At 58.6% G+C, this 20,443-nt stretch carries 22 protein-coding genes; 16 read left to right on the forward strand and 6 right to left on the reverse strand.

Going from position 1 to position 20,443, the window contains the following annotated elements:
* Nucleotides 1-3: 3 nt before the first annotated feature.
* The 4 genes from QZ196_RS11150 to QZ196_RS11165 all read right to left on the reverse strand — a co-directional run bounded on the left by QZ196_RS11150 (nucleotide 4) and on the right by QZ196_RS11165 (nucleotide 3,573).
* Nucleotides 4-732, reverse strand: coding sequence for a DUF502 domain-containing protein (locus QZ196_RS11150; RefSeq protein WP_296426413.1), 729 nt, complete (start codon nucleotides 730-732; stop codon nucleotides 4-6).
* 80 nt (nucleotides 733-812) lie between these two features.
* Complete coding sequence (locus QZ196_RS11155; RefSeq protein ID WP_296426415.1) at nucleotides 813-1,718, reverse strand: pseudouridine-5'-phosphate glycosidase; 906 nt, start codon at nucleotides 1,716-1,718, stop codon at nucleotides 813-815.
* Nucleotides 1,715-2,608: a PfkB family carbohydrate kinase gene (locus tag QZ196_RS11160; RefSeq protein WP_296426417.1), complete on the reverse strand. Its 894-nt coding sequence runs from the start codon at nucleotides 2,606-2,608 to the stop codon at nucleotides 1,715-1,717. The genes QZ196_RS11155 and QZ196_RS11160 overlap by 4 nt, the downstream gene beginning before the upstream one ends.
* 38 nt (nucleotides 2,609-2,646) lie before the next feature.
* Nucleotides 2,647-3,573: a DUF4198 domain-containing protein gene (locus tag QZ196_RS11165; RefSeq protein WP_296426419.1), complete on the reverse strand. Its 927-nt coding sequence runs from the start codon at nucleotides 3,571-3,573 to the stop codon at nucleotides 2,647-2,649.
* Here QZ196_RS11165 and QZ196_RS11170 point away from each other — a divergent pair.
* Nucleotides 3,572-4,786: a HupE/UreJ family protein gene (locus tag QZ196_RS11170; RefSeq protein ID WP_296426421.1), complete on the forward strand. Its 1,215-nt coding sequence runs from the start codon at nucleotides 3,572-3,574 to the stop codon at nucleotides 4,784-4,786. The two genes, QZ196_RS11165 and QZ196_RS11170, sit on opposite strands and share 2 nt — an antisense overlap.
* A 54-nt stretch (nucleotides 4,787-4,840) precedes the next feature.
* Here QZ196_RS11170 and QZ196_RS11175 read toward each other — a convergent pair whose 3' ends face one another.
* Nucleotides 4,841-6,253 carry a hypothetical protein gene (locus QZ196_RS11175; protein WP_296426422.1) on the reverse strand — a complete coding sequence of 471 codons (1,413 nt, stop codon included), beginning with the start codon at nucleotides 6,251-6,253 and terminating at the stop codon, nucleotides 4,841-4,843.
* A gap of 254 nt (nucleotides 6,254-6,507) precedes the next feature.
* Between QZ196_RS11175 and rpsB the strand changes: the two genes are divergently transcribed.
* Nucleotides 6,508-7,284, forward strand: a complete 777-nt coding sequence (gene rpsB, locus QZ196_RS11180; RefSeq protein ID WP_296426425.1) for a 30S ribosomal protein S2 — start codon at nucleotides 6,508-6,510, stop codon at nucleotides 7,282-7,284.
* Nucleotides 7,285-7,357: 73 nt separating this feature from the next.
* Nucleotides 7,358-8,230, forward strand: coding sequence for a translation elongation factor Ts (gene tsf, locus QZ196_RS11185; RefSeq protein WP_296426427.1), 873 nt, complete (start codon nucleotides 7,358-7,360; stop codon nucleotides 8,228-8,230).
* A gap of 230 nt (nucleotides 8,231-8,460) precedes the next feature.
* On the opposite strand, the gene QZ196_RS11190 is transcribed toward tsf, so the two are convergent.
* A complete protein-coding gene (locus tag QZ196_RS11190) occupies nucleotides 8,461-9,567 on the reverse strand; it encodes a GSCFA domain-containing protein (protein ID WP_296426429.1) in 1,107 nt (368 codons plus the stop codon).
* Between the two features lie 127 nt (nucleotides 9,568-9,694).
* On the opposite strand from QZ196_RS11190, the gene aroQ reads away from it, so the two are divergent.
* The 13 genes from aroQ to QZ196_RS11255 all read left to right on the forward strand — a co-directional run bounded on the left by aroQ (nucleotide 9,695) and on the right by QZ196_RS11255 (nucleotide 20,433).
* Nucleotides 9,695-10,141, forward strand: coding sequence for a type II 3-dehydroquinate dehydratase (aroQ, locus tag QZ196_RS11195; protein ID WP_296426431.1), 447 nt, complete (start codon nucleotides 9,695-9,697; stop codon nucleotides 10,139-10,141).
* Nucleotides 10,138-10,899 (forward strand): LuxR family transcriptional regulator, encoded by a 762-nt coding sequence (locus tag QZ196_RS11200; protein ID WP_296426433.1) that lies wholly within the window; start codon nucleotides 10,138-10,140, stop codon nucleotides 10,897-10,899. Before aroQ ends, QZ196_RS11200 begins: the two co-directional genes overlap by 4 nt.
* Before the next feature lie 700 nt (nucleotides 10,900-11,599).
* The gene (locus tag QZ196_RS11205) at nucleotides 11,600-12,175 is read left to right on the forward strand and encodes a DUF4255 domain-containing protein (protein ID WP_296426435.1); all 576 of its coding nucleotides are present in this window, start codon (nucleotides 11,600-11,602) and stop codon (nucleotides 12,173-12,175) included.
* Nucleotides 12,172-12,918 carry a hypothetical protein gene (locus tag QZ196_RS11210; protein ID WP_296426437.1) on the forward strand — a complete coding sequence of 249 codons (747 nt, stop codon included), beginning with the start codon at nucleotides 12,172-12,174 and terminating at the stop codon, nucleotides 12,916-12,918. The genes QZ196_RS11205 and QZ196_RS11210 overlap by 4 nt, the downstream gene beginning before the upstream one ends.
* A gap of 13 nt (nucleotides 12,919-12,931) precedes the next feature.
* Entirely contained in the window at nucleotides 12,932-15,145 is a 2,214-nt protein-coding gene (locus QZ196_RS11215; RefSeq protein ID WP_296426438.1) for a cadherin-like domain-containing protein, read from the forward strand.
* Nucleotides 15,146-15,168: 23 nt separating this feature from the next.
* Nucleotides 15,169-15,627 (forward strand): phage tail protein, encoded by a 459-nt coding sequence (locus QZ196_RS11220; protein WP_296426440.1) that lies wholly within the window; start codon nucleotides 15,169-15,171, stop codon nucleotides 15,625-15,627.
* Between the two features lie 5 nt (nucleotides 15,628-15,632).
* A complete protein-coding gene (locus QZ196_RS11225; RefSeq protein ID WP_296426442.1) occupies nucleotides 15,633-16,088 on the forward strand; it encodes a phage tail protein in 456 nt (151 codons plus the stop codon).
* Nucleotide 16,089: 1 nt separating this feature from the next.
* The gene (locus QZ196_RS11230) at nucleotides 16,090-16,266 is read left to right on the forward strand and encodes a hypothetical protein (protein ID WP_296426446.1); all 177 of its coding nucleotides are present in this window, start codon (nucleotides 16,090-16,092) and stop codon (nucleotides 16,264-16,266) included.
* 6 nt (nucleotides 16,267-16,272) lie between these two features.
* Nucleotides 16,273-16,959: a peptidoglycan-binding protein gene (locus QZ196_RS11235; protein WP_296426447.1), complete on the forward strand. Its 687-nt coding sequence runs from the start codon at nucleotides 16,273-16,275 to the stop codon at nucleotides 16,957-16,959.
* 4 nt (nucleotides 16,960-16,963) lie between these two features.
* The gene (locus QZ196_RS11240) at nucleotides 16,964-18,742 is read left to right on the forward strand and encodes a phage baseplate assembly protein V (RefSeq protein ID WP_296426450.1); all 1,779 of its coding nucleotides are present in this window, start codon (nucleotides 16,964-16,966) and stop codon (nucleotides 18,740-18,742) included.
* A 13-nt stretch (nucleotides 18,743-18,755) separates the two neighbouring features.
* Nucleotides 18,756-19,046, forward strand: coding sequence for a PAAR domain-containing protein (locus tag QZ196_RS11245; protein WP_296426451.1), 291 nt, complete (start codon nucleotides 18,756-18,758; stop codon nucleotides 19,044-19,046).
* 2 nt (nucleotides 19,047-19,048) lie between these two features.
* Nucleotides 19,049-19,489, forward strand: coding sequence for a GPW/gp25 family protein (locus tag QZ196_RS11250; protein WP_296426453.1), 441 nt, complete (start codon nucleotides 19,049-19,051; stop codon nucleotides 19,487-19,489).
* 17 nt (nucleotides 19,490-19,506) lie between these two features.
* The gene (locus tag QZ196_RS11255; protein WP_296426455.1) at nucleotides 19,507-20,433 is read left to right on the forward strand and encodes a hypothetical protein; all 927 of its coding nucleotides are present in this window, start codon (nucleotides 19,507-19,509) and stop codon (nucleotides 20,431-20,433) included.
* Nucleotides 20,434-20,443 lie beyond the last annotated feature (10 nt).

Raw genomic sequence — 20,443 nt, forward strand, 5'->3', positions numbered from 1 at the left:
CACCTATTCGGTGGCTTGCGCCAAGGCCGCAGCCGCCTTGTCATTGGGATAGACAAGCCCTGCTGAAATCACCAGCTTGGCGGCGTCCTCGACGGACATATCCAGAATCATGACGTCGCTCAACGGCAAGAACAGCAAGAACCCCGATGTCGGGTTCGGCGTTGTGGGCAAAAACACCGTCACGACGGGATCGCCGTTTGATAGCTTGGCATCAATTTCACCCTTGGCGTTGGTCGAAACAAAGGCGATGGCCCAGATACCTTTGCGCGGATATTCCACCAGACACGCCTTGTCGAACGACGTATCGCGTTGTGAAAAGACGGTTTCTGCGATTTGCTTGGCCGCATTGTAGATAGACCGCACAACGGGCATCCGGTCCACCATGCGTTCGCCGATACCCAGAAATGACCGCCCGATCAGCCCCTTGCCAATCCATCCGACCAGCATGGTAAACAGCAAAAAGATAACAACACCGATCCCACGGACATTGACCTGGATTTCATCGTCGGGCGCGCGGCCCAACAGGTGGTTTATCAATTCTTCGGGTTGGTACGCTTGCGGCACGAACGGCCAGACCCAACTGTCAATCCAGCCCACGACCGTCCAGATCAGCCAGAACGTCAGGCCAATGGGCGCGACGATAATCAATCCGGCCAAAAAGTTACTGCGCAGCCGCGCGATTATGCCGGGGCGGCCGCGACGTTTGTTATCGTCATGGTCAGGGTCAATCATTTTTGCATCCAACGAAACATACTGGTCGACAACTAGGCACTGCCGGGTCCAGCGGCAAGCAGCGGGAGCGATTGATTGCGTTATTTGACCATAGCGATGGCAATTTGTGCAGCAAGGCGCGCATTGTTGCGCACAAGGGCGATGTTGGCCTGCAACGACCGCCCCTCGGTCAGCTCAAAAATCCGCCCCAGCAGAAACGGCGTCACCGCTTTGGCGTTTATGTTCCGGGTCTCTGCCTCGGCCAGCGCCTGCGCAATGATTGGCGCCAATATGCCTGCGGGGATTTCGGCGTCTCTTGGGATCGGATTGGCAATCAACTGCCCACCTTTCAACCCCATGGCCGTCCTTGTCTGCTGCGCGCGCGCAATATCGGCGGCACTGTCCATCCGCAGCGGGGCGCGCATGTCTGAAACGGCGGACCAAAACGCGGGCAGCATATCCTGACCATAGGCGATGACCGGAACACCCAGCGTTTCAAGCACCTCAAACGTCTTGGACAGATCCAGAATGGCCTTGGCACCGGCGGCCACGACCGTCACAGGCGTTTGCGCCAATTCATGCAGGTCCGCAGAGATATCGAATGTGTTTTCGGCCCCGCGATGCACACCGCCAATCCCCCCCGTGGCAAAGACGTGGATGCCCGCAAGATGTGCGGCAATCATCGTGGCCGCAACGGTTGTGGCCCCGGTGCCCGCAGTCGCGATACATGCGGCAATATCAGCGCGCGACAGCTTGGCCACGTTTTGCGCTTGCCCCAGCGCGTCAAGTTCATCGGCCTCAAGCCCCACATGCAGCACGCCATGCAGCACAGCGACCGTCGCAGGGGTTGCGCCGCTTTCGCGCACGTCGGATTCCACCAGTCGCGCCGTTTCCACATTATGCGGAAAAGGCATTCCGTGGGTGATGATTGTGCTTTCCAGCGCAACAATAGCCGCGCCGCTGTCGCGGGCTTTGGCGACTTCGGCGCTGTAGGTAATGGGGATCATAGTGGCGTTTCTCCGGACACATAGGTGGCTGCAGCATGCAACGCGCGGGTCAGGGCGGCGGCACGGTTGATGCCTTGGGCCTCGGACGCGATATGGGCTGCCATGAACGTATCGCCTGCACCGGTGACACGGGTCACCATCACAGCGGGCGGTGTTTGGGTGATGATGTCGCCTGCGGTGCCCTCGGATGCCGTGTTGCCGCCATCGGTGACCAGCACACGGTGCGCACCGCGCTCGATCAGGGCCGCAGCGGCAACCTGAGAGCCGACAAATACCGTCTGACACAGCAGACCGGCCTCTTCGAGGTTGACATAAAGCGTGGCCGACGGGTGCCCAAGCAACGCCAACAGCCGCTCTGCCTTGCCCGGCGATGCGGGTGCGACGCGCAAATCGGCGGCCCGGAACATGGGGGAATGGGCGATATCCTGCAGCAGATCGACGGTCAGGTTCCCATCAAGCGCGACAGGCCCCGCAAACGGCGTGTCTGCCGTGCCAAGCGCGCCATTGGACAAGGGGCGCAGGATCTTGTTACCGGCGGCCTCAAGCGAATGTGCATCGGCGATGGCGGCGACCAGACCATTTGCCCCTTCGATCGCCATATAAACATCCGTGGGCAGGTCTTCGGAGCGATAGATATGGTCGCAGATCAACCCCATCCGGCGCGCCTCGGCGATCAGTTCATCGCCTTCTGCGTCCCGCCCGATGGTGGTCAACAGGGCCGGGGTCATGCCAAAGCGGCGCAGCGTCATGGCAATATTCATCGCCACGCCGCCGGGCAGGCGGGTAATGCGCCCCGGCACATCAGAACCGACCCGCATATGCGAGGCGGCGCGCCCGATCACATCCCAAAGGACGGACCCGATACAAAGGATATCCGGTGTCTTGCTCATCGCTGCCTTGTGGCCAAACCGCGCGCCAAGGGCAAGCGTTACTCAGGTACCGCGAACGTCAGGTTCGCCCATAGCGTTTCCCAATAGGACCCGGTAAGTTCGGCAAGCGCATCATTCGGTTCACGCAAAACGACGGCATCCACCATGTAGCTATAACCGGGTTGCACCGGAATGCTGGCAATGCCCTGCGCGTCAGTGCGGTATAATTCCACCGTTACATTTCCATCCGCAGCTTTCTGGAACACTTCGACCTGTGTGTCGGCGCGGACATTTTCACGATAGAACAGTTGGACCCGCATGCCATCTGAAAGATCGTCGGTATATGGGTTGGTCAGCGCCACGATCTCGGTCTCCAGACCGACGCGACGGTCGGCACCAATGCTGTTGCCGACCCCAAACAAGGTCTTGGAATACCGCGAATACACCTCCGAAAACCCATCTTCCGGCAGCCCGCGCTCCCTGTGCCGGGTCAGGACATCGCCAAAGTCCTTGTGGTCCACAAAGTTTTGAAATTTTTCCCAGTTTTCATAGCTCACAGTGGCATTCTTGGCTTGATAGGCGGCAATATTCAGCCCTTCGCCGACCGGTGCCTGCTGCAGCGCGGGCATGTCGCCCGGACGCCCTTGCACGCGTGCGGCCGCGTCATCGGCAAATAGCACAAAATTCGCAAACCGTTGTGGCAGATAGGCTAATTTTGACCCTGTAAAGTTCTGACCATTGACAATATCGGCCTCAAGGCTACCGTCCGCCGCGACCTGATAGGCCACGGGCTCAAGCCAAAACTCGTGCGCCGCAACCGGTGCCGCAACAAGACTAAGAATGAGAGACAGTATGCGCATGATTTTATCCTCTTTGATTTCGGCAAAGGTGTCCTTCATCAGGATATTGTCAAGCTTTGTTCTGATTTGGATCACAACCCTGTCAACCGCCACCGCCCACGAGGTACTGCCGTCAATTGCCGACATGACCCAGGAGAATGGCCGCATTGTCTTTGAAATCAGGGCCAATCTCGAAAGCTTTGTTGCAGGGATCAATCTGACCGAAACCGCCGACACCAACGCGGCGCCACAGGCGTCCACCTATGACCAGCTGCGGGGACTTGACGCTGCAGCACTGGAAGACCGGTTTCGCGCCTTCTGGCCTAGGATGGCCGCCGGGATCACATTGACGGCAGATGGCACCACCTTGGTTCCCACACTGGACGCCGTCAGTGTCGGACCCGTCGGAAACCCCGAATTGGTGCGCGCATCAACCATCCGCTTCAGCGCGGCCTTGCCCGACGCGGCCAGCACGGTACTGGTCGGCTGGGCACCCGCATTCGGGGTCTTGGTGATCCGCCAGATGGGGGTCGATGCGCCCTATGATGGCTACCTCGAAGCGGGCGCTCTTAGCGATCCCATTCAACTTGCGGGTGGGGATCAGGCGACAAGCTGGCAATCATTTCTGCGCTACATTCCGGTTGGGTTCGATCACATCGTGCCCAAGGGCCTTGACCATATTTTGTTCGTGCTGGGCCTTTTCTTTCTGTCAACACGGTTGCGCCCGCTTTTGACGCAAGTGTCCCTGTTCACTTTGGCGCATACGATCACGCTGGCACTGGCCGCTTTGGGATACGTATCAATCCCCGGCACCATCGTAGAGCCGCTGATCGCCGCCTCGATCGTGTTTGTCGCCGTCGAAAATATCTACATGAAAGGCCTGAGCCGATCACGACCGTTCGTGGTCTTCGGCTTTGGTCTGTTGCATGGCCTTGGCTTTGCGTCGGTCCTTGGGGAATTCGGGCTGCCCGAAGGTTCATTTATCCCGGCTTTGATCGGTTTCAACGTGGGTGTCGAAATTGGCCAGCTTGCGGTGATCACCGTGATGTTTCTATGCGTCTGGCAGGCGGTCCGGGTGGACCGTGGCCGCAACGAAGCGGGGCAGGGGCTGGGCTTGTATGCGGCCTTGCTGGTTGGGGCGGTCGTGCTGATCGCGGTGGACCCGGCGCAACTGGCGTTCGTGTTGGACACACCGGTCTGGCTTTTTGCCGGGCCGCTGGCTGCGGTGTTCGCCCTGTGCACGGCGTCGATCCTGTTTCGCGACCAGCAAGAGGCGTTCCGACGGATCGTCGCAATCCCCGCGTCCTCGGCGATTGCCCTTGTCGGGACCTATTGGTTTGTTGAAAGGGTGTTTTTGTAACGCTCTGGGTTCGATGCGCGGTCGCATCGAACCCATTTTGCCTGATCCAGTGACCTACTGAACCGTCACGCCTTCGACATCAAAACCGTCGGCAATGTCAGAACTGACGACCGTCAGCGTGCCAACCCCGTCATCGTCCTGCACCACCTCGACCCCGGTGTCGTCGCTGTCATCGTTGTTGGCGGTTGTGACGTTGGTGATCGTCACGGCTACATCTCCGGCATCTTCCTCTTCAAAGACCATACCCTTGCCGCCGTTAGCGCGCGCACCGGAATGGTCGATAATCCCAGTCACATCGCCCGCACCGTACTCGGACATCTTAAAGCCGTCGTCGGTGTTTTCTTCTGCCGATGTCGCCACGAACGACACATGAATATCGCCCGCACCTTCCTCGTCAAAGTCGATACCTTCATCCAGATTGCCCGCGACGCGCGCACCCAGCATGGTCGCGATCAATGATCCGTCACCAGCTTCGTCCAGATCAATCCCGTCATCCAGATCCAGACCAAAGGCATATTCCGCGACAAAACCGCTGTCATAAAAATCGACTTCACGTTCAATACATGCGTTGTCAGGCGCATCTGTGATGGGGCCGGGGATGGCATCGGCGGCTGTTGTGCCATCATCAAACGCGGCCTCTGCCTGATCCGGCAGGAACGCCCCCAGGACCGACGGATCGCAATAATTGCCATTGGCCGAGAAGACAGAGTCGACGACCAGCACCGTGATATCGCCCGCGTCACCTTCATCCAACTCGACGCCATCCGCGCCGACACCATGGAACGTCGATCCGATGGCGGTGAACGTGATGCTGCCGGGGCCGCGTTCATCAGCGCGCAATCCGTCGGCATCAAAACGACCATAGCCAACGCCATCAATAGTCAGGTTTGTCGCATTGATCACAAGCGACGCAGGCGACCCATCGCCACCACCACCCGCACCGCCGCCACAGGCATCAGCAAGCGAACAATCCGAGATGTGCACACCATGCCCCGCCACATTTTTGACGGTCACATCGGTCAGGTTCAGATGGATGGGGCCGATTGCGTCGATAGGGACACCGATAAACAAACCTTTGCCCGCCGGACCATCCAGATCGCCCCGGTTGTTGATGTCAAAGCCGCCGGGCCCAACCAACGTCAGGCCGGTCAGCGTCAAATCCGCGCCGTTGGGCACCGCTATCAATGTCACATTGTTGCCTGTCATGATCATCTGGCCGGTGCCGACAATGGAAAGCGAGGCGCTGCCTTCGTAGCTGAGAGTGGTTTCGATCGCAACAGGGGTGCCGGCGGCCAGCAATATCTGGCTGGGTGTTTCTGACACGGCCGCCGTTGCCAATGCCGCGCGCAGGCTGCCGGGGCCGCTGTCTGCCGCTGATGTCACGATGATGGTTTCAACCGGCTGTGCCGCAGCAAGACCCGCTGTCAAAAGCATTATGGCCGTTGCCGTCAGTAGGTGCGATTTCATGAATGCGTATCCTTCGATATTGGGTAAGTCTGTCTCGTTTGCCATCTATCATCACCAACGTAACAGTATAAAATCACCCGGTTTGACGCCCATCGGACAGATCCACGCTTGCGCTTTGGCGCGATAGCATCTAATGGGCAGTCACTTAATCCCGCAGGCGGGGGCGGGTCGGCTGGGGAGAAATCCCAAACGATCCACCGGTTGGGCAAATGCCTAATCCCCCGCTGAGGCTGAAACCGGAAAAGGAAAACGACATGGCTCTTCCCGAGTTCTCCATGCGCCAGCTGCTTGAGGCAGGCGTACACTTTGGTCACCAGACCGCCCGCTGGAACCCCAAGATGGGTCAATACATCTACGGTTCGCGCAACGGCATCCACATCATGGACCTGACACAGACCGTTCCAATGTTGGATCAGGCGCTGCAAGTCATCCGTGACACCGTCGCCAAAGGCGGCCGCATCTTGTTCGTCGGCACCAAGCGTCAGGCGCAAAAGCCGATCATGGACGCCGCCGAGAAATCCGCACAGTTCTACATGAACCACCGCTGGCTCGGTGGCACGCTGACCAACTGGCAGACTGTTTCGCTGTCGATCAATCGGCTCAAGCAAATCGACGAAGCCTCCGCAAATGGCTTTGCCGGCCTGACCAAGAAAGAGCGTCTTGGCATGGAGCGTGAGCAGGGCAAACTGCAGGCATCCCTTGGCGGTATCCGCGAAATGGGCGGCGTGCCTGACCTGATCTTTATCATTGACGTCAACAAGGAAGATTTGGCCATCGCAGAAGCCCGCAAACTGGGTATTCCTGTTGTTGCCGTTGTTGATACCAACTGTTCGCCTGCCGGCGTTGACTATGTCATCCCGGGCAACGACGACGCGGCACGCGCCATCGCACTTTATACCGATCTGGCTGCACGTGCAGCCCTTGACGGTATGCAGGCTCAATTGGGCGCCGCTGGCGTTGACATGGGCGCGATGGAAAACCTCGCCGAAGAATACGTCGCCGAAGAAGCTGCAGCCGCAGCCTCGTCTTAAGCGTCACAAAATAGTCGGGCAGGGGGCCTATGTTCCCGCCCGCAGACATTCAAATCCGCTAAGGAGAAGTAACATGGCAATCACCGCTGCAATGGTGAAAGATCTGCGCGACAGCACGGGCGCAGGCATGATGGACGCCAAGAAGGCGCTGACGGAAACAGATGGCGATATGCAAGCCGCTGTTGACTGGCTGCGCACCAAAGGTCTGGCGAAAGCCGCCAAGAAATCTGGCCGCACGGCTGCAGAAGGTCTTGTGGCTGTCGCTGTTCGCGATGGCAAAGGGATCGCTGTCGAAGTGAACTCTGAAACCGACTTTGTCAGCAAGAACGCTGACTTCCAGAAAATGGTTTCCGGGATCGCCGAAGCGGCGTTGGGCGTATCGGACATTGATGCACTCAAAGCGGCTGACATGGGCGGCAAAACCGTCGAGCAGACAGTCGTCGACGCCGTCGCGGTGATCGGTGAAAACATGTCCGTGCGCCGTATGGCCGTGCTGGAAGGTGACAACGTGGTCAACTATGTCCACAACGCTGCTGCACCCGGCATGGGCAACATCGGCGTGCTGGTTGCAATGACCGGCGACAACGAGGCATTCGGTCGTCAGGTCGCGATGCATATCGCCGCTGCGAACCCCGCATCGCTGTCAGAGGCCGATCTTGACCCGGCCGTGGTCGAGAAGGAAAAGCAGGTCCAGATGGACATCGCCCGCGAGTCTGGCAAGCCTGAAGCCGTGATCGAAAAGATGATCGTTGGCCGTATGAAAAAATACATGGCCGAAGTGACGCTGCTGAACCAGCAGTTCGTCGTGAACCCGGATATGACCGTTGCGGACGCCGCAAAAGAAGCTGGCGTTGAGATCACAGGCTACGCACGTCTGGAAGTCGGCGAAGGCATCGAAAAAGTCGAAGAAGACTTTGCCGCAGAAGTCGCCAAGCTGAACGCCTAAGCACTGTACAACGGCACCGTTACAAACGAACGGCCCGCGGGACATACCCGACGGGCCGTTTTTCATGTGCCGCACACGACAACAAAGATTCAGGGGATGTGTCCGAAGACCATGGGTTTGGATCGGCATCAATAAGACGCATAATCAGTATTATGTAATATAAATACCTAACTACATTTGAGCACTTCGTGATGTAACGCACTGATAGTACGTTAACATTCCGAATTTATTCATGTGCTGCACGCAGATGTGCCAGCATTGAACTGCTCCAATTCCATTTCTTCGCAAATGATGTCGTCCTGCGCCAGCGCGGCAGCGACGGCTTGCTCGGTTGCGCTCGGACCAGTGTGATCGGTGCCACCCGTCTGATCTGCGCCGACCCCAAGCCCGTCAAAAAAGTGCTGCATAACATAGTTGACGGCATCAGGTCGGACAGATCGCCGATCAGGCGCAAACATGTCGCGGGACAAACCCGGATGTGTCACCAACTCGTATGACGGGAAATAATCGACGTCATCGTGAAGATCGCAGAACGCACCGGCAGCGGCCCGCAGGATCGACGATCCAACCGTCGACGTCAAAACATGGGTGCGCGGCACAGCCGTCGCAGCAAGCGGCACGGGCGATACGGTCAGCAGCATCCGGATATCGGGATTGATCCGCCGCAACAATGTCCGCACGTCGTGCAGCAGTTCCATCACGTCGGGATACCCAAGGTTGCGAAAACCATGATCCTCAGACGCAAAGCTGCCCGCGATCGTGCCCGGACAACTCGAATAGACCAGACCGCTGGCGCGATTATACCAGCATTCGGTCAGCCCAAGCGTAAAGACAAAGACAGACGCGTCTTTGACACCATTGCGGATCGCAGCAAAGGTGGCATCGCGCGCATCGCATAACTCTTGTTCGGTTTCAAAGCCGCCGGGTTCGATCTGCGGGCGCAGCGGGTCGTAAAACACCCCCTCCTCCGCCCATATTTCACGGTCCTGCGCTGCGGGGTCCAATGCCCAGGTCAGCCATGATTTCAAGACGTCGGGCGTATAGATATTGCCCACGCGGAACGAAAACACTCCAAAGTGGAATTCCTTTTGCAGCGCCGCACTTAACCCGAATGGCGCTGGTTCTGCATTGTGCCATGCAAACCCCGCAGCGCTCAGCGCGCGCCCGATGTGTTGGGCAAAGCACGATCCAACGGTCAGGATCTTTTCATCGCGCGTAATTTCATAGGCCGGCGTCCATAAATCCGCCAATGTCGCTTGCGATGTTGCCGCGCGTGCGACGGACGTCTGCCAGTAGCTTGATCGCGGTAGCCGGGTGTACGGGGTGTTATTGGTCATATGCACACTTTTTAGATTATCCGTTGTCTGATACCAAATGACATGGTTCAAGGACAGCGTAACTAACAAGTCATATTTTGCGCAAAATCTGTTTTGCCGAACAACTCAGAGATGCTAGAGGATACGCATGACACGCTCGATCTTGATCCTGAACGGCCCTAATCTGAACCTGCTTGGCACACGCCAACCAGAGGTCTATGGCCCCACGACGCTGCAAGACATCCAAGACATGTGCAGCGCAAAGGCGGCACAGCTTGGTATCAGCATGGTATTTCGGCAAAGCAATCATGAAGGCGAACTGGTGGATGCGCTGCACGCGGCGCGCGGCACCCATGCCGGTGTGATCCTGAACGCCGGCGCCTATACGCATACCTCGGTCGCGCTGATGGATGCGATATCGTCGATCATGCTGCCGGTGATCGAACTGCACCTGTCAAACATCCACGCCCGCGAGGCGTTTCGCCACAAATCCTATATCGCGCCTGTGGCCATTGGCCAGATTTGCGGCTTTGGCGCTGCGGGGTATCCTTTGGCGATGGATGCACTTGTTTCCTATCTGGGCGACGCGGAATGACCGATTTCGTGCAGCAGCTTGAAAAACTGACAAACGCCCGCACCGTCGAGGAGTTGTGGAACATCCACACCACCCAGATGGTCGCATACGGCTTTGACCGGCTGATGTATGGTTTTACCCGCTATCGCACCTCCAGTTCGCTGGGCGACCCACAGGATTGGGTCCTGCTATCGACGCAAAGCCCGGAATACATGAAGGCCTTCTTCGACGAAGGCCTGTATTACCACGCGCCGATGTTGAAATGGGCCTTGGCCAACAATGGCGCCTGCAGCTGGCGCTGGATGATGGACATGAGCCGGATTGATAACCTCACCGCCAGTGAACAGCGCGTGATGGAATTCAACCGACGCATGGACGTCACGGCTGGCTATACCATCAGTTTCCGTTCCATTTCGGAACGTACCAAAGGCGCAATCGCGCTGACCGCACGGCCCGGCATCAGCCAGGATGCCGTCGAACAGACCTGGGCGCGCCACGGTGATGCGATTATCGTGATGAACAACGTCATGCACCTCAAACTGCTGACCCTGCCCTATTCTGGCGAACGGCACCTGACCAAACGCCAGCGCGAGGTGCTGCAATGGGTCGGTGACGGCAAGACGACGCAGGATATTGCAGTCTTGTTGGGATTGACGCCCGCGACGGTGGAAAAACATCTGCGTCTGGCGCGTGATGCGCTGGATGTGGAAACCACCGCACAGGCCGTGCTCAAGGCCGCGTTCTACAACCAGATGTTTATCATCGACGCCGAAGCCTGACGCCGGCTTGTCGCGTTTGCCCCAAGGGCACAGATCACAACCCAGCGCAGGGTCAGGTTTCCCTGACTTTCTTAACGCTACGTAACTTGCCACAGTGGCGGTGTTCCGTGAGTGGTGGCCTTAGGCCTGGGAACAGCGGGTCAGACCCCTTGCGATTTCAAGGCTCTGTGATCTGTGCCGGGCAACCGGACGCTGGCGCCCTGGGTTTGCCCTGTGGCGTCGGCAACCCTGACGCGTGTTTGTTCCGGTCCCGTCGGACAAGCACGATTATCGTCGCGGCACCGCATTTCTCCCGAGTGCGGTGCCGCATTTTATAGCGCGTCGCCTCATCAAAAATAATTTAGCCGCAGCACAATATTTCCGATCTTCATAGATACAGATAACTTTCAACATATTTTTAAGGCGATGCGCTGCCTTCTGCCGATATAGGCACGCAATCGCCATCGCCGTTGGCGTTTGTCTGTGCGGTTTGACACCAACACAATGCTTGCAAAGCGGTTTGGAATTGTGTTTGGGTGACGCTGGGACAACCATTTTTCCGAGTGTAACTTTTGCTGTCCATGGATGCGTTGTGTCGCAAGCCGCCATATTATTCGGCCCATCAAAGGGGGGGGACGTTGTCCGCTCACACCGTCAACTTACATGGCCTTAATCGCAGGTCCGCTGGCTTGAATGCGTGGTCGCTTTGATCGACCAGGCAATGACAGTGACTGTAGACCGATTAAATGGTTTTTTGGGTGGGCAGTTCTCCGTACCTGAAGATATTGTCGTTTTGTCGCCGTTGACCGATGCCGAAGGCAAGCCTGCAGATGCGGCCCGCAACCGTCTTGCATTTTTCATTACCAATATCACCGAAGATACCGTGCCCAGACGCGGGCACGCGCGCGGCGGTGCCTTTGGCGGGCTATCGGGCGAACAAGATCCGGTGCATTTGGATATCTACGCAATGCTGGCGGCGTCATATGATGCCAACATCTATGCCGAGGGCCTCAAGATGCTGTCCGCAGCCTTGATGTATTTCCAGACGTTCCCTGTTCTGACGCCGCAAAACACCCCCGAGATGCCCAACGGCATTCAGCAGCTCTCGTTTGAGATCAGCAACCTCAAGCCCGAAGAAATGGGTCAGATGTGGGGCAATTTCGGTGGCCGCTATGTGCCTTCGGTCATGTTCAAAATCCGATCCGTCAGCCTTGTGTCCGGTGCGATCAAGTCGATCATTCCAACCATTCGCAAGCCAAGCGCCTCTGCCAATCCCGACCGTGGGAGGGGCAGATGAGCTATCACGTCGCGCTATCTCTCAAGATTTTCCATGCGTTTTGGGGCAACGAAACACCCCCTTTGCGCATCGTGCCGCATGATCCGCGCGGGTTTTCCCGGCTTGACCTGCTGGCGAAACCCGGCGCGGCCAGCCTTGATATCGTCGCTGAAACGGCAAAACTGACCGATCCCGTGATCGTGTCGTTTGACGTGATTGCCAATGATCCAAATATCGCCGCACTGACCGCGGGCTTTGATTGGGCCTCCCTGCCCCGGATTGATCTGACCGCAGACACTGATGATGTCGACGGTATAGTCACGGCATATGCCGCGCCGGTTGCCGACAGGCGGATGCCGGGTGATCCGTTGATGCGCATTGACCTTGCAATCCCGGCCACAGGTCTGCGCCGCGTGACCCTGCGCTGCGACGCACCTGCTGCTCTCTGGGCGTATCACATCACCGGAAAACGCGCCGTCGGGCCGCTGCAGATTGTCGATGCCGCCAAAGCCGTCGCTTTCGAAGACCTCGGTGAAACCGCGTTGCCTGATGGCACCCCCGCGCGTGTTCTGCGATCAACCGCGCCGATTGCGCTGCGCTATCGGTCTGCGATGCGTTTCGCCTTGGAAGAGACACAAGATCCACCTTTTGACCCAATTACCCTGATCCCGGTCCTGCCCGTGGCTGGTATCAACTTGCGTCCGGCCCCGGATATGGCCGCCGCAGCTTCACTTCAATCCGACATTTTCGTCAGCCTATGGTAAAGGAGAATTTCCCATGGTCATGAAGACCCCCGGCGTTTACATCGTCGAAAAAAGCGCATTTCCGAATTCGGTGGTGCAAGTGGCCACAGCGGTGCCAGCATTTATCGGCTACACGCAAAAGGCGCTGAACGGCAACGTATCGCTTGATATGACGCCAAAGCGGATCACCTCAATGGGTGAATTCGTCAACTTCTTCGGCGGCCCACCAGAGCCGATGTTCGACATCGTCGATGTCAAAGCCCCCGAAGGCCCGCTGCCTTTATCCGCCGAAGGCGTCGGCAAGGTTGATCCGCTGCCGCGCGCGATCTTCACGACCAAAGGCCCGCTTGGCATGGTCAAACACGAACTCAAGCAAGTGACCCCCGCCTTCGCGCTCTATGGTGCGATGAAGCTGTTTTTCGAAAACGGCGGCGGCCCCTGCTTTATCGTTTCGATTGGTGAATACACCGTCGACGTCGAAGGCTCCGACACAGGTGCCCAGGAAGACAACGTCATCGACGCCAACAAGATGAAGGCCGCCATTGACGCGCTCAAGAAAGAATCCGAGCCGACGATGGTCGTCATCCCCGAGGCGACCCGTCTGTCGCGTCAGGATTGCGTATCGGTTCAGCAAAAGATGTTGGCGCACTGCGGCCTTGAGATGCGCAACCGCTTTGCCATCCTTGATATCTTTGCCGGTCACCTCGAACAGGACGGCCCCCTTGGCAAACCCGTCGAGGCATTCCGCAGCGATATCGGCATCAACCAGCTTGATTTCGGCGCGGCCTACTATCCTTGGGTGAATACTTCGGTCTTTGGTGTGCGCGACTACACCTTTGAAAACATCATCCCAGCGGCCCGCCAGAAGCTGATCAAGCTCCTGAAAATGAGCGTCCCAGGCGACAAGGAACTCGCCCGCGAGATCGAGCGTACCAGTGCCCCTGCCCTGACCGGCGACTTCACCCTGTCCCTGACAAAGGGTCTGACCGCACCGATCACCAAGGCCGATATCAACGCCGAGGATGACGACAGCGGCGATGACAAACTGACCTACACCGTCATTGGCGACGCATCCAAAATGGGCGGCAAGCTGGTCAAGACAGCGGCCCCCGACACAGCCGTCACCAGCTTTACCCAAGAAGAACTGGAAAGCGGCGCCGTCAGCTTTACCCACGATGGCTCAACCGCCGAGGGCAAGTTTTCGGTCGTCGTGACCGATGAAAACGGGATTGCCACAGATGCCCGCGACATCAAGGTCGAAATCGTCGGTGGCCTGCTTGATTTCTCAGCCATCAAAGACAAGCCGGTTGTCGAAATTGATGTGGCAGCCGACAACGAAGGTGCCGATCCCGAAAGCATCGTGCTGCGCGACGCCACCAGCGATGACGGCAAGACCAAAGAGGTCGCCAACGTCGGTGTCTGGACCGCAGCCGCCGGCAAGGTGACATTCACCCCGGACGAGGCCTTTGTCGGCCCCGAAGCCAAGGTCGCCTATACGATGACCAAGGATGACACCGCATTGCCATTCGCAAATCTGCGGGTTCTGGTTGAAAACAGCCCGCTGGCCGTGATCAAGACGGACGGCCCGTCACCTGCGACCATCGACAAGACACTGCGCGCGATCGTGCCGCTCTATAACGACGTGATCGGTGCGATGACCAAGCGGCTGAACTCCATGCCGCCATCGTCGGCAATGGCTGGCCTTTACACAATGGTCGATGGCACCCGTGGTGTCTGGAAAGCCCCCGCAAACGTCAGCGTTGGGTCGGTCACATCGCCAATGGTGAACATCAACCACGAAGAGCAGGAAAACCTCAACGTCTCGACAACCGGCAAGTCAATCAACGCGATCCGGCCGTTTGTGGGCGAAGGCACCTTGGTCTGGGGCGCGCGTACGCTCGACGGCAACAGCCTTGATTGGCGCTATATCAACGTGCGCCGCACGATGATCATGATCGAGGAATCGATCAGGCTCGCCTCCAAAGCCTATGTATTCGAACCCAACACAGCCAATACATGGGTGACGATGCGGTCGATGATCGAAAACTTCCTGACCGGTATCTGGAAACAGGGCGGTTTGGCCGGGGCAATCCCCAGCGATGCGTTCAGCGTCCACGTCGGTCTGGGCGAGACGATGACAGCCGTCGATATCCTCGAAGGTATCTTGCGGATCACCGTTCTGGTCGCTGTCGTGCGGCCTGCGGAATTCATCGAAATCACGTTCCAGCAGCAAATGCAGAAATCATAAGAGTTCTAGAAAGGATTTAAAAAATGGCAGATGACGGTTCCGCCCAAACACAGGCGATCTGGCCCCTCCCAAAGTTCCACTTCCAAGTGAAGTGGGACGACACCGAGCTGGCGTTTCAAGAGGTTTCAGGCCTCGATATTGAAACCCAGCCTATCGAATATCGCGCAGGCAACAGCCCGGTGTTTTCGACGATCAAAATGCCGGGCATGATCAAATCCGGCAACATCACCATGAAAAAAGGTGTGTTCGTCAAGGATAACGCGATCTGGGATTGGTTCAACGAGATCAAGATGAACACGATCACGCGCAAAGCGTTGACCATTTCATTGCTTGACGAATCCCATGCCCCGACGATGGTCTGGAAAGTGCAAAACGCATTTCCGGTCAAAGTGACGGGAACTGATCTGAAGGCCGAAGGTAACGAGGTCGCCGTGGAAAGCATTGAGATCGCGCACGAAGGCTTCGTGATCGAGAACGCATAAGATCCATGGACCTTTTTACGCCACCAACGGCGTTTCACTTTAACGTCGTATTTCTGGGAATGGTGCCGCCAATCCCAGATATGGCCTTTCAGGAAGTCAGCGGTTTGGAGACGGAACTGTCCACTGAACCGCTGCAAGAAGGGGGCGAAAACCGGTTTGTGCATAATCTGCCCAAACAGGTCAAGCACCCCAACCTGAAGCTAAAACGCGCGATGACGACAATGGCGAGCGGCTTGGTCTACTGGTGTAAAACCACCCTCGAGGGTGGTTTTGCCGAACCGATCAAGCCGCGCGACATGGTCGTGTCATTGCTCAATGACTGGCACCTGCCGGTCGCAACCTGGTCGATCACCAATGCCTACCCGGTCAAATGGACCGTCGGCAACTTTGACGCGATGAAAAACGAACTGGCCGTTGAAATGATCGAACTGAGCTATCTGAGCGTGGAAAGGAAGCAGTAACATGGCGATTGAAATCGGCAGCCTTGTGGTGCGCGGGTCCTTCGGGCAACCGGCCCGTGACCCAGATACGCTGACCCACGATCAGGTGCGGGTCATGATAGACCGCGTTCGCCGCGACTTCCGCGATGCGCTCAAAACACAGATTGCCGCCGCCGAACAGCGGATCAAGGAAGGCTAAGCGGTCATGACCAAGCTGACCATCACCCGCTGCGAAACCAGCACCGATCAGATTTCGCCAATGTCCGGCGACGCCAATATTTTCACGACCACGATCAATCCGTCGTCGTACAACCGCAAATACGGCACCAAATTTTCCGGCACCGGAGACGAACAGGACACCGCCATCGGCAAAGCCGCGCCCGTGGCCAAATTTGCCCGTTCCGAGCCGGAAAAAGTGTCGTTCAGCCTGACGCTGGATGGCACCGGTGTCGTACCCGATGCAGCCGACACGACGGTCGCAGAACAAATCGCAAAGCTGCGCAGCATTGCCTACGCCTATTCGGGCGAAGAACACGAACCCGACGCGGTCCAGGTTGACTGGGGCGATGAGCTGTCCGCGTTTCAGGCCCGTTTGACCAGTCTGGAAATCGACTATTCGCTGTTCGACCCCGACGGCGCGCCCCTGCGGGCCACGATGAAGCTGGAATTCATCGAAGCCCTGACCGAGGCGCAGGTTGCGCTCGAGGCGAACAATCAATCGCCTGACCTGACCCATATCGTCCGCGTCCGCGAGGGGGACACCCTGCCCCTGCTGTGCGAACGCATCTACAAAGACGTGTCGAAATATCTGGAAATTGCCCGCTTCAATGATCTGGACAGTTTCCGCAGCCTGACGCCGGACACGCTTTTGCGTTTCCCGCCAATGAGATAGCACAATGGCCGTGTCCCCCATCACCGACAGTGACGGCCCCCTTGGCGTCGTGATCAAGGCCGCAGGTGCGGCCATCGCAGATGACATCGCAGTCATGGCAGTCCGCGTGACCAGTGATCTGAACCGGATTCCGCAGGCCACAGTCACAATTGCGGACGGCTCGGTCGCCACCAATGAATTCCCGCTGCTCGACGGCGATGATTTCAAGATCGGCACCGAGATCGAAATCGCCGCCTTTTTCGGCGATGGCGAAGCCCAGACCCTGTTCAAGGGCGTGATCGTCGGCACCGGCCTGCGCCTTACTGCGGGCGGTGGCCAGCTCGAACTAACCTGCCGGGACAAGGCGATCCAACTGACGGACGTGCGCCGCACGACAAGCGCCGTGCAGGTCACAGATTCCGATGTGATGACTCAGGTCATTGGCGATGCTGGCCTGACCGCTGACGTTGCGGCGACAACGGGTGCGGCCGCTGATGTGGTGCAATATGATTGCACCGACTGGGATTTCCTGCGGATGCTGGCCGACCGCAACGGCCACGTGATCGCGGTCGAGGATGGCACCGTGAAGACGGCAGAACCTGATCCGACGCTCGCCGCGACCATGACGTTGACACTTGGCACGGACATATTGGAATTTGATGCCCGCGTCGATGCCGTCTCGCTTGTTGCCAGTGCCACGGTCACCGGCTGGGACCCCGCTGCACAGGCGGTGACCGCCGAAACCGCAACCGTCAGCAACACTGGCCAATGGGGCAATGCGACGTTCACCGAACTGACAGGTGCCACCGGTGATCGGGTCCACAACGCAACGACCCCCTATGCCGCAGGCCAGGTTGATCTGGCCGTTGTCGCGGCGGCGCGCGCGCTGCGCCCCCCACTGGGTGCAATTTCCGGCACCTGCATGTATCCTGGATCGACCCTTGCCGTGATTGGCGGCACCGTTGAACTGGTCGGACTTGGCGACCGGATGGGCGGCACGGCTTTCGTGTCGGGCATTGATCATCATATCAGCGCCGGTGTCTGGACGACGACCGCGCGCATGGGTCTGCCTGTGGGCTGGCGCAGTGACAGTTTCGGCGTGCCCGGACCCGCTGCCGGCGGTCTCGCAACGCCCGTGCAGGGCCTGCATGTGGCAACGGTTCTGGCCATCGTCGACAGCGGCGGCACCAATCCGTTCAATGACGCGACGATGATCCAGATCAGCCTGCCACTGATCGGCGAAACACCTGCCGAACTTTGGGCGCGCTACGCACAGCCCTATGCCAGCGGCGGCGCGGGTATCCAGTTTTTGCCAGAAATCGGCGACGAGGTTGTCGTCGGTTTCCTGTCGGCAGATCCCGGTGCCCCGGTCATCCTTGGGTCGATGCACAGCGGTAGCTTGGCGCGCACCAACGCCGCCACCGAAGAAAACGAGCTGAAAACGATCACGACAAAATCCGGCATCCATATCACCTTTGATGATGACAAGATCATCCTGACCGCCGAAACACCCGCCGGGCAATCCATCGTGATTGACGATGACGGCAGCACGATCACGCTGACCGATGTGACCGGAAATACCATCACCATGAGCGATAGCGGCATCGCATTGTCGGCCCAAGGGACGCTTGATCTGACAGCCACAGGCAATATCACGATTGCCAGCGATCAAGATGTCGAAATCACGGGCCTGAACGTCAGCGCCACCGCCGATGCCGAACTCAGCGCCAAAGGCAGCGCCTCTGCCAGCTTCAGCTCTTCGGGCCAAACCAAGATCGAAGGCTCGATCGTCATGATCAACTAGAAATGGATCGCATATGCCACCCGCCGCACGTTTGACAGACATGCATACCTGCCCCTCCGCCACCGGGCCGGTGCCACATGTTGGCGGCCCCATCGTTGGGCCGGGCGAAGCAACGGTGCTGATCGGCAAAATGCCGGCTGCGGTGGCCGGCGACAACTGCGTCTGCGTCGGCCCGCCGGCGACGATTGCCAAAGGATCGGCCACCGTGATGATCGGCGGCAAACCGGCCGCACGGATGGGCGACAGCACGGCACATGGCGGCAGCATTGTCGCAGGTCTGCCCACCGTGATGATCGGAGGCTGACGATGGCACAGGACCACCCCGGTTTTCTTGGCCGTGGCTGGGCGTTTCCGCCCGCCTTTGATGAATTTACCGGCGGTGCGGTGCTGGTCGAGGCCGAGGAGGATATCAACCAAAGCCTGCGTATCCTTTTTGAAACCCGGCCGGGTGAACGGGTCATGCATCCGACCTACGGCTGCCGGATTCACGACTACATCTTTGAACCGATGAACGCGCCCACGATGCGCGCCATGGAAGCGGCGATTGCGCGCGCGATCTTGTTCTTTGAACCGCGCATCACGGTCCAGCAAATCAAGGTGCATGTGGCCGACGCCGCTAATGGCCGCCTGCAAATCCGGATCATCTACACCGTGCGCCAGACCAATTCGCGCAGCAACGTCGTGTTCCCGTTCTACATTCACGAAGGCACGCTGATCTCGAGCGCCCCACAAGCCGAGGCCGGATAATGGGCCGGATCGCATCTTTGACCAGCACCACAGTGGCCGCCCTCCTGCTGGGCAGTTGCGCGGTTTGGGATGCCGCAAAAACCAAGGTTGAAAACATTCAGGAACTCCCCGCCGTCGAGGTGATCGGCCTTGGCGTGAATGAACCCTGCGCTGTGGATCGTTCAGGTGCGCGCCGCCTGTCTGGGGCGTACCTGCGGACAGTTGCCGGATCTCTGGGCGGTATGACATTCGCGGTAACCGGCAAGGCGAACAAACCATCCACAGCCCCGCTGCCCCGGAACATGGCGATTGACGACAGGGTGCTGCGCAGTCTTGGCGCGGACGACGAGGGTCAACTGACCGGCTGGCGCCAATCCGTCGCTGCGCCGATTGCGGCCCTCAATACCCGGACCACATTGCCACTCGCCTATAATCTCAGCTATCGTGCGGCGGGCACGGATTATACCGGACCGCTGGTCGTGGGTATTCCGCCCTTGCAAGATAACGTGCCGCTCTTGGGGCAGGCCAGCCACAGCGGCGCGGTCGCCATCACCTATACCACGGTCGGCGATGATGGCAGCACAGCGATCAGCACCGCCATCGGCAGCTTCACCATGCTGGTCGGATACGGGTCAGGCCGTGCCACGTTCCGAGCCGGTGATTTCACCGTAACGGACGGCGCCGCCCTGCCCTTTGCGCGCCTGCGCTGGACCCGGCTGGGCCTGTGCGGCGCCCGGCTCGTCAGCAGCGGTCAGGGCGTGGCCAGCCTTTATGACGCGGATGAACGGCGCGTACCGACGCTGGGCCCGAATGCGGACCCCACTGCGGGCGTTTTGCTGTTTGATGCCAGCCAGTTCGCCGCAAGCGACACCACCGATGCGCCATCGGACGTGGGTGGCGTCTTTGCCATTCAGGGCGATGCGACCAGCCTGACAGGTGTATTCTTGTCACGCCCGCCACCATGACATAAGGCAC

Origin of the sequence: Yoonia sp., from assembly GCF_017854565.1 — a bacterium.
Classification (GTDB): Bacteria; Pseudomonadota; Alphaproteobacteria; order Rhodobacterales; family Rhodobacteraceae; genus Yoonia.